Annotated in this window: 15 protein-coding genes; 11 read left to right on the top strand and 4 right to left on the bottom strand. The window is 56.9% G+C overall.

Annotated features, from left to right (window positions below):
* Window position 1: 1 nt before the first annotated feature.
* From DESPR_RS14295 to arsB, 4 genes are all read left to right on the top strand, one after another.
* The gene (locus DESPR_RS14295) at window positions 2–370 is read left to right on the top strand and encodes a response regulator transcription factor (RefSeq protein WP_015725508.1); all 369 of its coding nucleotides are present in this window, start codon (window positions 2–4) and stop codon (window positions 368–370) included.
* Window positions 371–1,027 (top strand): hypothetical protein, encoded by a 657-nt coding sequence (locus tag DESPR_RS17500; protein WP_015725507.1) that lies wholly within the window; start codon window positions 371–373, stop codon window positions 1,025–1,027. It begins immediately after the preceding gene.
* Between the two features lie 24 nt (window positions 1,028–1,051).
* Window positions 1,052–1,480, top strand: a complete 429-nt coding sequence (locus DESPR_RS14285; RefSeq protein ID WP_015725506.1) for a response regulator — start codon at window positions 1,052–1,054, stop codon at window positions 1,478–1,480.
* 354 nt (window positions 1,481–1,834) lie between these two features.
* Window positions 1,835–2,920 carry an ACR3 family arsenite efflux transporter gene (arsB, locus tag DESPR_RS14280; protein WP_015725505.1) on the top strand — a complete coding sequence of 362 codons (1,086 nt, stop codon included), beginning with the start codon at window positions 1,835–1,837 and terminating at the stop codon, window positions 2,918–2,920.
* A 201-nt stretch (window positions 2,921–3,121) separates the two neighbouring features.
* Here the strand turns inward: arsB and DESPR_RS14275 are convergent, their stop codons facing one another.
* Both DESPR_RS14275 and DESPR_RS14270 read right to left on the bottom strand, forming a co-directional pair.
* Entirely contained in the window at window positions 3,122–4,420 is a 1,299-nt protein-coding gene (locus DESPR_RS14275) for a permease (protein ID WP_015725504.1), read from the bottom strand.
* 59 nt (window positions 4,421–4,479) lie between these two features.
* Window positions 4,480–4,815, bottom strand: a complete 336-nt coding sequence (locus tag DESPR_RS14270) for an ArsR/SmtB family transcription factor (RefSeq protein WP_015725503.1) — start codon at window positions 4,813–4,815, stop codon at window positions 4,480–4,482.
* A gap of 210 nt (window positions 4,816–5,025) precedes the next feature.
* Here DESPR_RS14270 and DESPR_RS14265 point away from each other — a divergent pair, with 210 nt between their 5' ends.
* The 5 genes from DESPR_RS14265 (at window position 5,026) to minE (ending at window position 8,886) form a co-directional block, all read left to right on the top strand.
* Complete coding sequence (locus DESPR_RS14265; protein ID WP_015725502.1) at window positions 5,026–5,256, top strand: thioredoxin family protein; 231 nt, start codon at window positions 5,026–5,028, stop codon at window positions 5,254–5,256.
* 114 nt (window positions 5,257–5,370) lie between these two features.
* Window positions 5,371–6,669, top strand: coding sequence for a radical SAM/SPASM family putative metalloenzyme maturase (locus tag DESPR_RS14260; protein WP_169701637.1), 1,299 nt, complete (start codon window positions 5,371–5,373; stop codon window positions 6,667–6,669).
* 288 nt (window positions 6,670–6,957) lie between these two features.
* The gene (minC, locus tag DESPR_RS14255; protein WP_015725500.1) at window positions 6,958–7,755 is read left to right on the top strand and encodes a septum site-determining protein MinC; all 798 of its coding nucleotides are present in this window, start codon (window positions 6,958–6,960) and stop codon (window positions 7,753–7,755) included.
* A 56-nt stretch (window positions 7,756–7,811) separates the two neighbouring features.
* Window positions 7,812–8,621 (top strand): septum site-determining protein MinD, encoded by an 810-nt coding sequence (gene minD / locus DESPR_RS14250; protein WP_015725499.1) that lies wholly within the window; start codon window positions 7,812–7,814, stop codon window positions 8,619–8,621.
* Window positions 8,622–8,625: 4 nt separating this feature from the next.
* The gene (gene minE, locus DESPR_RS14245) at window positions 8,626–8,886 is read left to right on the top strand and encodes a cell division topological specificity factor MinE (RefSeq protein WP_015725498.1); all 261 of its coding nucleotides are present in this window, start codon (window positions 8,626–8,628) and stop codon (window positions 8,884–8,886) included.
* 182 nt (window positions 8,887–9,068) lie between these two features.
* Here minE and DESPR_RS14240 read toward each other — a convergent pair whose 3' ends face one another.
* Window positions 9,069–9,311, bottom strand: a complete 243-nt coding sequence (locus DESPR_RS14240; protein WP_015725497.1) for a hypothetical protein — start codon at window positions 9,309–9,311, stop codon at window positions 9,069–9,071.
* A 350-nt stretch (window positions 9,312–9,661) separates the two neighbouring features.
* Between DESPR_RS14240 and DESPR_RS14235 the strand changes: the two genes are divergently transcribed.
* A complete protein-coding gene (locus tag DESPR_RS14235; RefSeq protein WP_015725496.1) occupies window positions 9,662–10,375 on the top strand; it encodes a Bax inhibitor-1/YccA family protein in 714 nt (237 codons plus the stop codon).
* Window positions 10,376–10,605: 230 nt separating this feature from the next.
* Window positions 10,606–11,526, top strand: a complete 921-nt coding sequence (locus tag DESPR_RS14230; protein WP_015725495.1) for a manganese-dependent inorganic pyrophosphatase — start codon at window positions 10,606–10,608, stop codon at window positions 11,524–11,526.
* Between the two features lie 90 nt (window positions 11,527–11,616).
* Here the strand turns inward: DESPR_RS14230 and DESPR_RS14225 are convergent, their stop codons facing one another.
* Complete coding sequence (locus tag DESPR_RS14225; protein ID WP_015725494.1) at window positions 11,617–12,453, bottom strand: bifunctional UDP-sugar hydrolase/5'-nucleotidase; 837 nt, start codon at window positions 12,451–12,453, stop codon at window positions 11,617–11,619.
* Window positions 12,454–12,583: the final 130 nt, after the last annotated feature.

The raw sequence follows: 12,583 nt of genomic DNA, 5'->3' as shown, positions 1-12,583 counted from the left end.
GATGAAGGTACTGTTGGTAGACGACGAGGAAGAATTGGTGGTGACCCTGGCGGAACGGCTGTCGTTGCGCGACATCGAGGCCGACTGGGCGCTGTGCGGCGAGGACGCGCTGCGGCTGGCGGCCGAGCGTCCCTACGATCTGGCGGTGCTAGATATGAAGATGCCGAAGATGAACGGCCTGCAGCTCAAGGCGGAATTGCAGAAACTGTCGCCGGCGATGCGGTTTATTTTTTTGACCGGCCACGGCTCGGAGGAGGATTTCGAGGCCGGGGCCTCGGAGGCCGGAGCGGATAACTATCTGATCAAGCCGGTCAATATCCAGGAACTGGTGGCCAAGATTCATGCCGCCTTTGACGCCGGGGAGGAGTGAATGGAACCGCTCAACGAAACGTTGGACGCGGCCTGTTTGCAGGTGTTTGGCAAGATTTCCGCCGCCGTGTCCCATGATCTGAAAAATGTGCTGGCGATTGTCAACGAAAGTGCCGGCCTGCTGGATGATCTGGCCCTGCGCGCGGCCAAGGGGATCGAGATTCCGCCTGATCGGTTGGCCGTGGCCACCGGCCGTATTCTCAAGCAGGTCAAGCGCGGCGATGCGGTGTTGAAGAGTCTCAACCGTTTCGCCCATACCACCGACGCGCCGATTCTCCAGGGCAACGTGGCCGAGACCCTGGTCCTGATGGTCGAATTGGCGGGGCGACATGCGGCGATGAAGGAGTTGGAGTTGACGGTCACCCCGGCCGAGACCACGGTGCGCACCTGCTTGATCTATCTGGAATCGTTGGTCTATCTGATGCTGCGGCAGGTGATCGAGACCCTGCCCCGGCGGGAATCGGTGCTGCTGACAGTGTCGGTGGAGGAAGGAGCGGTGGCGATCCGCCTGGTGAACCCCAGCGGCCTGCCTCTGGTGGCAACCGAGTCCTTTCCCGGAGCGCAGGAAAAGGCGCTGATGGACTGGCTCAAGGTCGACCTGCGGACCGCGGCGGGAGAGATTGTGCTGCGATTGCCGCTGGACGTCACGTCCCATTGATCATTCTGCTGGAAGGAGGTTGTGATGAACGAGCGAGTGTTGCTGATTGACGATGAACAGGATTTCATGGATGTGCTGGCGGAGCGGATGCGCGATCGGGGCATGAACGTGAGCACCACCACCTCGCCGCTGGAGGCCTTGGACAAGGCGGGCGAAGAGAGTTACGACGCCGTCATCCTTGATCTGATGATGCCGGAGATGGACGGGCTGGAGGCGCTGACCCGGCTCAGGGCCAAGAATCCCGATCTGCAGATTATCCTGCTCACCGGCCACGCGACCGTGGAAAAGGGAATCGAGGCAATGAAGCTCGGGGCGATGGATTTTCTGGAAAAACCGATCGACATCCAGGCGTTGAATGCCAAGATCAAGGAGGCCAAGGCGCAGAAGATGCTGCTGGTGGAAAAACGCACTGAAGAGGTCATCAAAAACATTATCGGCTGCAAGGGGTGGTGACCGCTTACGATCGCGCCGATCGCAGGGGCGGCTCGCCTTTCCGGACGCCGCATCACCCTGGATGATCTCCAGACCCCCTGAGCCAAAGCCATGGGGGCCTGGAGGATCAATCAACCAACGCCCGTTTTTTCCCCTCCATGGATGCTCCCTCCTGTCCGGCAGTTTTCTTCGCCAACCTTTCACCTCACCATTTGATGGCCGGCTGAACGTCCGAGCTGACCGTGCCTTTGGCCAATGACTTGAACACGTTGCACGGGATTGACGCCTCCGTCTTGGTGGATTAAAAATAAAAAAAAGACGGACGTCGCACTGTCAGCGTACTTTTCTGCTCAATCTTCCGCACAAGGATGCACCATGTCGCAACAGGCCAAACAGCTCGGTTTTTTGGATCGCTTCCTCACCTTGTGGATCTTTCTCGCCATGTTCGCCGGTGTCATGCTGGGCTACACCGCTCCCGGCGTGCAGCAGGTGATCAACGCCTTTCAGGTGGGCACCACCAACATTCCCATCGCCATCGGCCTGATCATGATGATGTATCCGCCGCTCGCCAAGGTCAAATACGAGCAGTTGGGCCAGGTCTTTCGCAATGGCCGGGTACTGCTGCTCTCCTTGGTGCAGAACTGGGTGATCGGGCCGGTGCTGATGTTCCTCCTGGCTATCGCCCTGCTTTCCGGCCAACAGCATTACATGGTCGGCCTGATCCTTATCGGTCTGGCCCGCTGTATCGCCATGGTGATTGTCTGGAACGATCTGGCCGACGGCGACACCGAGTACTGCGCCGGGCTGGTGGCCTTCAATTCGATTTTTCAGGTTTTGTTCTTTTCCCTTTACGCCTGGATCTTCATTACCGTCATCCCCGGCTGGTTTGGTTTAGCAGGGGCGGTGGTCGATGTCTCCATCGCTGAGATCGGTCAGTCGGTGTTTATCTATCTGGGCATTCCCTTCATTGCCGGCATGCTCAGCCGTTTGCTCGGCATCAAGCTGAAGGGCAGGGCGTGGTACGAGGAGGTGTTCATTCCCCGGATCAGTCCCCTGACCCTCATGTTCCTGCTGTTCACCATCCTGGTGATGTTCTCGCTCAAGGGCGAATACATCGTCCAGTTGCCGTCTGATGTGCTGCGCATCGCCGTGCCCCTGACCATTTACTTTTTGGTGATGTTCTTCGTCTCCTTCTTCCTGTCTATGAAGGTCGGCGCCACTTACGAGCAGACCGTGACCCTGAGTTTCACCGCCGCCTCCAACAATTTCGAGCTGGCCATTGCCGTGGCCATCGCCGTGTTCGGCATTAATTCCGGCGAGGCTTTTGCCGCAGTCATCGGCCCCCTGGTCGAAGTTCCGGTCCTCATCGCCTTGGTGAACGTCGCCCTTCGGCTCAGAAACAAGTATTTCCCTCACGCACAACGCACGCTGACCGGGGTCTGCCATGTCCGCAGCAAATAATAGAACAACCGGCTTGTTCAGCGTTGATGCGTTCAATTTCCAGCGGTAAGAGTTGAATGAGCGAGTTGATCCTGGCAAGGGATGAGGGCAAGGGGCAGGAGGCGGCAATCAGGGAGCTTTGTGCCTCCGGATGAGGATATTTTCTGCATCCTGTAAGTCCAATATCTGAACTTTGAATGTCTTTACCTCCATCGAAGCGATTTAAAAAAACGAACCGAACAACATGCCGCTCAAGGTGGCCATCACGATCACCAAGGCAACAAAGGTGACGGTTTTTTTCACCCCAAGGACACTGTTGATCACCAGCATGTTGGGCAAACTCAGAGCGGGCCCCGCGAGGAGTAGGGCCAGCGCTGGTCCCTTGCCCATGCCGCTGCCGATCAGCCCCTGAACGATGGGCACTTCGGTGAGGGTCGCAAAATACATGAAGGCTCCGGCAAACGAAGCAAAAAAGTTGGCCTGAAAGGAATTGCCGCCCACGGCCTTGGCCACCCATTCCGAGGGTATCAACCCTTCATGGCCAACCCGGCCCAACAAGGCGCCCGCAATCAACACGCCAAACAGCAGCAGCGGCAAAATCTGTTTGGCGAAGCCCCATGAGGAAGAGAACCAGTCGCCCAATTCATCCTTGTCCGTGCTGGTGAACATGGAAAGCCCGACCAGTCCGGCGGCAAAGGCCACGACAGGTTGCTCAGGGAAGAGTAGTGCCAGTGCCACCACGGGAATGGCAATCAGGCCGACTTTCCATGCCTTCATGTTGAACCAGGCAATGAGGATCACCCCCAAGGCGGCGGCAAATCCGGAGGTGATGATCCATTTCATGGCATGGATGGTTGCCCAGGCGCCAACAGGCTCCTGCGGCTTGCCCCAGTTGGCAAACACCAGAACCCCGACCATCGAGGCAAAATAGAGCGCGTTCTGCCACAGAGATCGTTTGACCTCCTCTTCGGGCAAGGCCATGTGAACGGCTGCTTTTTCCTGCTCTTCCCCGCGAAAAAGAAAGGCCATCAAGGCCCCGATGATCACGCTGAACAGAACGGCTCCCACCCCCCGGGCGATGCCGATTTCGGTGCCAAGGATGCGGGCGGTGAGAATGATGGCCAGCACATTGATCGCCGGACCGGAATAGAGAAAAGCGCACGCTGGCCCAAGGCCGGCCCCCATCCTGTAGATGCCGCTGAATAGGGGAAGGATGGTGCAGGAGCACACGGCCAGTATGGTGCCGGAAACAGCGGCCACTCCATACGCCACCATCTTGTTGGCAGTTGGTCCGAGGTATTTCATGACCGAGGTCTGGCTGACGAACACGCCAATTGCACCGGCTATGAAAAACGCCGGTACCAGGCACAGCAGCACATGCTCACGCGCATACCACTTGACGAGGTGCAAGGCTTCGAGCATGGCGTTGTCGAACCGCTCCATCCCCACCGGCAGGTAAAAACAGGCGAGAAAAACACCGATAATCAACAGTAGATATTTCCACTCATCTCTCCATTCCATAGCTCGTCCTTGCTTGTTTGGTCAATTAACCCTGTAAAGGGTGAAAAATAACGACCTGATCAGGTCAGCATCTCCACCTGCTCCTTGACGGTGGTCTTGATCACCGCTTCAACGCAGGACATATACTTGAGAACGCAGGGAACTTTGAGACGATAATATACCTGCTTGCCGCGCTTTTCATCCTCGACGACACCTGCCTGCTTAAGGACCGACAAATGTTTGGAAATGGTGGAAAAATCGGCATCAATGAATTCAGCCAATTCGCATACGCACTTTTCGCCATCAACAAGCTGCTCCGCCATCCACAGGCGGGTGGGATGCCCCAACGCCTTCAAGACGTTGGCCTTTGCCACGATGAGTGCCATTTCTTTGTCGGTCGGTGGTTGTTTTTTCATGTGTCATTTGGTAGATCAACCATGTTTTCTTGTCAAGCAAATAGAACGGCTAGGCATGTGGCTTGCTTTGTGGAGAGGAAATCGGAGCGGGTCGATCACGCTTCGGCCCGAGCGGCTTCCCTGTATCGCCAATGCCGCCTGGGCAGGGGCGCGGTGAAGAAGCGCGCATGTGCCGTGGTTTTTTGTTGAAGCTATCAGATGGAGAGCAATATGGACATCAAGATCTGTGGACCAGGATGCGCTTCCTGTGAAAAGACGCAAAAGGTTGTGGAGGCGGCGGTGGCGGCGAAAGGCATTGCGGCCACGATCATCAAGGTAAAGGACTTTCAAGAGTTTGCCAGGCTCGGCGTTTTTTCTACGCCTGCAGTCGTTGTCGACGGTCAGGTCAAGTGCGTGGGGCGGGTGCCGAAGCAAAGCGAAGTTGAGGGGGGGATCAGCTGATCTCGGTCAAGGAACGACGAGACCGCCCTGGCCGAGGGCATCATTTTCGCGACTAGTGAAGCCGTCAAGCCGATCGCCTGTGTCTGATTGTAATTGTTTTCTTGAATGACCATCATGCTGTCCCCATACCCGAAAAAGGTCTATGTTGAATTGACCACCCGCTGCAACTTGCAGTGTCCCATGTGCTTGAAATTTTCCGAGGGAAGCTGCATTGAGGAAGGGGAACTGCCGCTGGCGCTTTTCAAAAAGCTGGCGACCGCCTCCCTGTCGCACACCGAATTCCTCGTGCTCAACGGGCTCGGTGAGCCCCTGCTCCACCCTGACCTGGAAGAAATGATCGCCCTCGCCCGAGCGGTGATGCCTCCTGATGGCCGCATCGGCTTCCAGAGCAATGGGTTGCTGCTCAATCACGGCCGCGCCGTGCGCTTAATCGAGGCTGGGCTTGATACCGTGTGCTTGTCATTGGACAGTTTGGATGCGGACGAGGACAAGGAGCGCAACCGGGGCGGACATCAACGCTCCTCGGTGACCAAGGCGATTGCCCATCTGATACAGGCAAGAGCAGCAAGCCAGCGGCGCGTTCGCATTGGCCTTGAGGTGGTTCTCCGCAAGGAGACACTGCACCAATTGTCGGACGTGGTGGCATGGGCCGGCGAGCATCAGGTCGATTTCATCATCGTCAGTCACCTGTTTTCCTACGATGGCTCGTTGGGCGAATACAGCCTGTTCAATCCCAACAGTCGTGAGGCAACCAACCTTTTTGCCAAATGGTCGGCGGCGGCCAAGGGGCAAGGGGTGAACCTGGCGGATTTGCCCGTTGCGCAGCTCAAGTTCTCCAAGAGTGCGGCAGATGCCTTGGTCGTCCAACTCGGAGACGCCATGCGCCAGGAAGCCAAGCAACAGGATCTCACGCTTCATTTTCCCAATCTGGTGGCGCAGAGCGACCGCGACATGGGAGAAATCGAGGCTCATTTTCACCGCGCCCGGCTGACGGCAAGCAAACATGGGATCGATCTGTTCCTGCCGCCGCTCCACGCGCCGGCCAATGGCCACCGGAGATGCCCCTTTATCGACGACGACGCGGTCTTCATCGATAAAGACGGCAAGGTCATGCCCTGTCATTTTTTATGGCACACCTGCCCCAGTCAGGTCAATCACGGCAGTATCCGGGTGAACAAGCGCGTTGTGGGCTCCATCGAGGATGAATCGCTGGAGGCTATCTGGCAAAAAGCGGAATATACCGCCTTTCGGATCGAGGTCGGGCACAGCGAGTACGCTCCTTGCTGGAGCTGCACCTCGGCGCCCTGTGCCGATCTGGTCAATGCCAATCTCCTAGGCATGCATGACTGCTACGGCAGTCGTGTACCCTGCGGCCACTGCATGTGGAGTATCGGCTGGCTCCAATGTCTTTGATGCCAGCCGTCGCCGTCCCCAGTCTCCCCGGGAACGGGGAAAAGAGACGATTTGCAGTTTTTTCCGCTTCCTCATAATCGATCTTTTCGGCCTTTTCTTTCCCCTCGACCGGGCTGGCCCACGTCCTGCCCCCTGAACTGCGGCGCCGATGTGCTCTGCGCAGGAGTGGTTCATTGGGTCTTTTTGGGCGAGTGTGAATCTCTTGCGGACATGCAGAGTATCCTTGAGATTTGGCGAATGAATAGGTATACAATTCCACTTTGAATTCTTTTGAACAAGCACCGTTCCATGAAAGCTAACGATACCACCACCGAAGCATCCGTGTTTGAGCTCAAGGGCAGCGTGCTGACCGTGATGGTCCTGCATGTCAAGCTGACCAATCCTGATCTGCTCTATCCGCAGCTGAAGAAAAAGATCGGCCCAGCCCGCTCCTTTTTCAGCAATGCGCCGCTCTTGATCGATCTGAAGCAGGCGTCGGAAGAGGAACAGTTGGCGCTCGATTTTCTCGTGCTCAGCACTTTCCTGCGCGGTTTGGGGTTGGTCCCGGTGGGGGTGCGCGGTGGTGCCGACAGTGTGGCTGAGCGGGTGCTGGCGGCGGGGCTGGGGCTGTTGCCTGCGGCCAAAACCGAGAAAACGGTGGCCGCGCCGGAGGAGGACAAGCCGGTCGAGGTGCCTGAACCGCCACCACAGCAGCCCGCCCCCGAGCCAGTGGCAGAGACGCGCGATTCGACCGGGGCCAAAACCATGGTCATCAGTCAACCGGTGCGCTCGGGGCAGCAGGTGGTGGCGCCAGACGGTGATCTGGTGGTGCTGTCATCGGTCAATGCTGGTGCGGAGGTGATTGCCGCCGGCAATATTCACGTCTACGGTGCGTTGCGCGGCCGAGCCATGGCCGGTGTGCACGGCGATGCCACCGCTCGTATCTTCAGTTTGCAATGCAACCCGGAACTGGTCGCCGTGGCCGATGCCTATGTGGTCAATGACCTGCTCGATCGGGCGGTCCTTAACCAATGTGTGATGATCGTCCATGAAAGGGGACGCCTGCGGTTCGACATTTTGGGCGCCTTTGACCCGCATCATCGGTGAAATCAGAGAGAGAAGCGAAGACAAAGTATTGATGAGCAAACAAGGAGGGAAATCCGTTGTCTAAAGTGGTCGTTGTGACGTCCGGCAAGGGCGGAGTAGGAAAAACCACCACCAGCGCGGCCGTTGCGGCAGCCCTGGCGGTACGCGGATATAAAACGGTGGTCATTGATTTCGATGTCGGTCTGCGCAACCTTGATCTGATCATGGGCTGCGAGCGGAGGGTGGTCTACGACCTGCTTAATGTCATCCATGGCGAGGGCTCGCTCAATCAAGCCCTGATCAAGGACAAACGGGTGGGCAACCTGTATATCCTCCCGGCCTCGCAGACCCGCGACAAGGACGCTCTGTCAAAGGAAGGGGTCGGCGAGGTGATAGCCACCCTGCGGCAGAGCTTTGAATATATCGTTTGCGATTCGCCGGCGGGGATTGAAAAGGGCGCGATGACCGCCATGTACTATGCGGACGAAGCCCTGGTGGTCACCAACCCCGAGATTTCCTCGGTGCGGGATTCGGATCGGATCATCGGGATGCTGGCCAGCAAAACCCAGCGGGCCGAACAGGACCAGCCGCCGGTGAAGGTGCATCTGGTGGTCACCCGCTACGACCCGGTGCGGGTGGAACGGGGCGATATGCTCAGTGCCGACGATGTGTGTGAAATTCTTGCTATTCCTTTTCTTGGCGTTGTTCCCGAGTCCAAGCTGGTGCTGGCAGCCTCCAACTCGGGCATACCGGTGACCCTGGCCGAGGAGAGCGATGCCGGTGAGGCCTATTTCGATATTGTCGACCGTTTCCTGGGCGAAGACGTGCCGTACCGTTTTATGGACGTGCAGAAGAAAGGCTTTTTCTCCCGTTTCTTTGGATCATGATGCCATGAAATTCTTTGACTTTTTTCGAGCAAAAAAAACAAGCTCCGCATCGGTGGCCAAGGAGCGGTTGCAGATCATCGTTTCCCACGAGCGGAGGCGTTCGACCAGCCCCGATTTTCTGCCGCAACTCCAGAACGACATCCTGGAAGTGGTCCGAAAATATATCCAGATTAACGAAAATCAGGTCAAACTGTCCTTGGATCGACGGGGTGATTGCGAAGTGCTGGAGCTCAACATCTCGCTCTCCGATTCAAGCAAACCCTGATTGACTCAACCGCTGTCGAGGGCACCTGTTCGTGCAAGCGGTCGCTCCGGCGCGATTCGCTGGTTGGCCGCCCTGCAGAAGCGCTTCGGGGCGTGTTCCGTTCCCGCCAGATCCGGTCTCTCTTTGTTTTTCTTCCCGGCCCGCCGTTGCCACGGGCCGGGTTTCCCGCCTTGGTTTCTCGTTCAACTTTGCCGGAGATAGGCGTTGATCTCATCGAGGCCGATGATGTCAATCTTGGCTTGCATGGTATGCGACCGAATGGTGGTGGGCGGCGTTTCTCCCTGGGGAAGGGGGATGAGTTGCGCTTTTTCCTCATCAATGAACACGATCACCGCCGGTGCCCGGATCGTGTCCTCCAGGCGAAAGGCTTGCAGCTTGGTGGTGGGTTTGTCGACAATAACCGTTAACTGTTCAATGCGTATCATGAGGGGTGTCTTCTTTGGCTAAGGGTGATGGGCGCTGGGCGGCCCCGTGCTGTTCCCCGCGTGGCGGATGGCGGCCATGATACGCCATTCGCTCAATTTTTGCACACCTGTCCAACAAGAAAACAAGACCGAGCGCGTCCCGTTAGTCAGCCGGAAGCGTTTCAGCTTGGCCGCATGGCACCTAACCGAATCCGTGATGTTGGCGTTCCTGTCCAGGGGCCTGCGCAACAGGTTGATTTGTCGTTTTTTGCCAGCAAAGGGCAAGATGTCTTGCCTTTACAATCGGAATGGTTAATATTTCGTCTCAACACCGCAGTGATCTATTTCAAGATATGGAGGAACGCTAAGACATGCAGACGCAGATTGGAGCACGTGACATCACCCTGGCCAAGGCGCGCCAGGATGCCTCGACCATTTTTCTCGCCAAGGTATTTCATTGGATGGCCATCGGCCTGGCGATCACCGGCGGCGTGGCCTTGTTCACTGCCGAATCCGGCTTGGTCAAGCCGCTGATCGCCAGCCCCCTATTCTTTATTCTGGTGTTGGCCGAGCTGGGCATGGTTTTCTATCTCTCCGCCCGCATTGACAAGCTGCAGCCGGGAACGGCGACCGGACTGTTTGTCGGCTATTCGGTCCTCAACGGTGTGACCCTATCCACCATCTTTCTCGCCTACACCCACGCCTCCATTGGCGCCACATTCCTGGTAACGGCCGGCATGTTTGCCGCCATGGCAGTCTACGGCATGGTGACCAAGCGCGATTTGTCCGGCATGGGATCGTTCATGTTCATGGGGCTGATTGGCATTCTCCTGGCTTCGATCGTCAATATCTTTTTCAAGAGCCCGGCTCTTTACTGGGCCATTTCCGCCATCGGTGTACTGGTTTTTGTGGGTCTAACCGCGTACGACGTGCAAAAGATCAAGACCATCGGCGAGGAAGGGATCATGGAGCAGGGCGAGGTTGCCATCCGCAAGGGAGCGATCATCGGAGCCTTGGCCCTCTATCTTGATTTCATCAACCTGTTTCTGATGTTGCTGCGATTTTTTGGCGGCAGCCGCGACTGAACCGTTCTTCATTTTCAAGCCCAAAATACAAGGGATCGACAACGTCGATCCCTTTGTTTTTCAAGGCAGAGCAGGCTGCTTGCACCATTGCTCCTTTTTCTGCTTGACGCTTATAAGTGAACATTATAAGGTCGTTCAATTTTATTGTTTCTGACCTGCATAGGGTCCGAGATGGAAGAGAAGCGCACATGAAAATGTGTCATTGAACATGTACTGGGAGGTAATTCGCTATGTCTGTTTATGTTGTAGGTCACAAAAGTCCGGATACCGATTCTGTAACCGCCGCCATCGCTTATGCAGCGCTGATGAAGGCCAAGGGTGAGGATTATGTTCCCGCCGTTGCTGGCAAGCTGAATCCCGAGTCCGAGATGGTGTTGAAGCAGTTCGGTTTTGCCACCCCCGAGACCCTGACCGATGCCACCGGCAAGAAAATTGCCCTGGTTGACCACAGCGATCTGGCTCAGGCTCCGGACAATCTGGCCGCCGGCGAGGTTGTGGCCGTCGTCGACCATCACAAAATCGGTGATGTGACCACCAATCAACCGATCTTCTTCTGCAACATGCCGGTTGGCTGCACCGGTACCGTGCTCAAGATCCTCTATGATCTGGAAGGCGTGAAGGTTGATCCTAAGGTTGCTGGTCTGATGCTGGCCGCCATCCTCAGCGATACCGTCAATTTCAAGTCCCCGACCTGCACTGACGCCGACAAGAAGGCCGTGAAGGAATTGGCCGCAATCGCCGATGTCAAGGACACCGAAGCATTGTTCATGGAGATGCTCAAGGCCAAGAGTGCCGTTGCCGGCGTTCCGGCCATGGACCTGCTCCATCGCGACTACAAGGATTTCGATATGAAGGGTAAAAAAGTCGGCGTCGGTCAGCTCGAGCTTGCCACCCTGGATCAGGTAGCCGACATGCGCGATGCCCTGTACAATGCCATGAAAGAGCAAAAGGGCAGCGAACGGCATTCCGTCCTGCTGATGCTCACCGACGTGGTCAAGGAAGGCACCGACTTGATGGTGCTCTCCGATGATCCCGCTCTGATCGAAGGCGCTTTCGGTAAGAAGCTTTCCGGCAACTCCATGTGGATCGACGGCATGATGAGCCGCAAGAAACAGACCATTCCGAACCTGCAGAAGGCATTCGGCTGCTAAGTTCATTGCTTCGACCAATAAAAAAGGCCGCCTCTTGAGGCGGCCTTTTTTATTGGTTATCGGTTAGTGGCAGTGTAGGTCGGCCGATTTCTATCGCCCGGCCTGATGGCTGTCCAAGCGCCTCTTGGTCTGCTGGACAATGGCCTCCACCTCGGGATCATTGGTGATCGAAGGTTTTAACGCAATGAACCGGTTACTGTAGGTTGACGCCGGCTTGTCATCCGGTGTCGCCGCGCCTGGCTGGCCCTCGCGCCAGCGGCCATGGCCATTCCAGTCCACATTCAGCACCCCCAGGTATTTGCCGCGGGTTTCGGTTTGGGCGATCAGGGTGTTGTTGACCACAAGCGGGGTCCTGTTGCCGATGGCATGGCCCGACTGGAGGATGAGGTCGATGGCTCTGTGGTGGCGGGCGATTTCCTGATTATCGATCAAGGAATAGTTGGACAGTAGCAGCACGAAATCGGCCTGCTGCTCGACCTGCGCCAGAACCTCCGGCAGTGATTGCTGCCACGGAAGGGCAAGGAAATCGTTGCCTTGCGCGGAAGGGGCGGTGTGGTCGGTCAGCGCCAGGACCGCGATGTTGATCCCATTCACCTGCTGCCAATGAATCGGGGTGAACAGAGGCTGACGGTTGGAAGGATGAACAAGGTTGAGGGACAACCAGGTAAAGTGCGGTGGTTGATGGAATTGGCTCAGGAAGGCGGTCCCGGCGGCCAGGTCCCGGCTGCCTACACCGGCGATGAGTGCCCCTGTCTTCCGGGTGGCCTGGTACACGCCGTCGGCGGCAATCCTTGCTGTTTCAGCTTCCTCCGGCTGCAGAATATCGGTTTTGAACAGCAGGTTGCCGCTGTTGACAATCAGGGCCGGGTAGTGCGAATCGTTGGTTAATGTCTTGGTTATAAATGCTTTTTTGGACAGACCGCCCAATTTGTTCAGGTGTCAGCCACAGCTGTCGAGTTCGCCGAGGTTGTCGTTGGTGTAAATAAACCGCATGCCCGCCGCTTCAACCTCGCCCCACCAGAGGAGAAGAGCGAGGAGGAGCAGGACGGTCCATAAT

Origin of the sequence: Desulfobulbus propionicus DSM 2032 (assembly GCF_000186885.1) — a bacterium.
Classification (GTDB): Bacteria; Desulfobacterota; Desulfobulbia; order Desulfobulbales; family Desulfobulbaceae; genus Desulfobulbus; species Desulfobulbus propionicus.
This window is presented reverse-complemented; position numbering and strand designations above follow the sequence as displayed.

Coding starts and splice junctions, on each gene's coding strand:
- DESPR_RS14295 (WP_015725508.1), top strand. CDS start 2: ATGAAGGTACTGTTGGTAGACGACGAGGAAGAATTGGTGGTGACCCTG.
- DESPR_RS17500 (WP_015725507.1), top strand. CDS start 371: ATGGAACCGCTCAACGAAACGTTGGACGCGGCCTGTTTGCAGGTGTTT.
- DESPR_RS14285 (WP_015725506.1), top strand. CDS start 1,052: ATGAACGAGCGAGTGTTGCTGATTGACGATGAACAGGATTTCATGGAT.
- arsB (WP_015725505.1), top strand. CDS start 1,835: ATGTCGCAACAGGCCAAACAGCTCGGTTTTTTGGATCGCTTCCTCACC.
- DESPR_RS14275 (WP_015725504.1), bottom strand. CDS start 4,420: ATGGAATGGAGAGATGAGTGGAAATATCTACTGTTGATTATCGGTGTT.
- DESPR_RS14270 (WP_015725503.1), bottom strand. CDS start 4,815: ATGAAAAAACAACCACCGACCGACAAAGAAATGGCACTCATCGTGGCA.
- DESPR_RS14265 (WP_015725502.1), top strand. CDS start 5,026: ATGGACATCAAGATCTGTGGACCAGGATGCGCTTCCTGTGAAAAGACG.
- DESPR_RS14260 (WP_169701637.1), top strand. CDS start 5,371: ATGCTGTCCCCATACCCGAAAAAGGTCTATGTTGAATTGACCACCCGC.
- minC (WP_015725500.1), top strand. CDS start 6,958: ATGAAAGCTAACGATACCACCACCGAAGCATCCGTGTTTGAGCTCAAG.
- minE (WP_015725498.1), top strand. CDS start 8,626: ATGAAATTCTTTGACTTTTTTCGAGCAAAAAAAACAAGCTCCGCATCG.
- DESPR_RS14240 (WP_015725497.1), bottom strand. CDS start 9,311: ATGATACGCATTGAACAGTTAACGGTTATTGTCGACAAACCCACCACC.
- DESPR_RS14235 (WP_015725496.1), top strand. CDS start 9,662: ATGCAGACGCAGATTGGAGCACGTGACATCACCCTGGCCAAGGCGCGC.
- DESPR_RS14230 (WP_015725495.1), top strand. CDS start 10,606: ATGTCTGTTTATGTTGTAGGTCACAAAAGTCCGGATACCGATTCTGTA.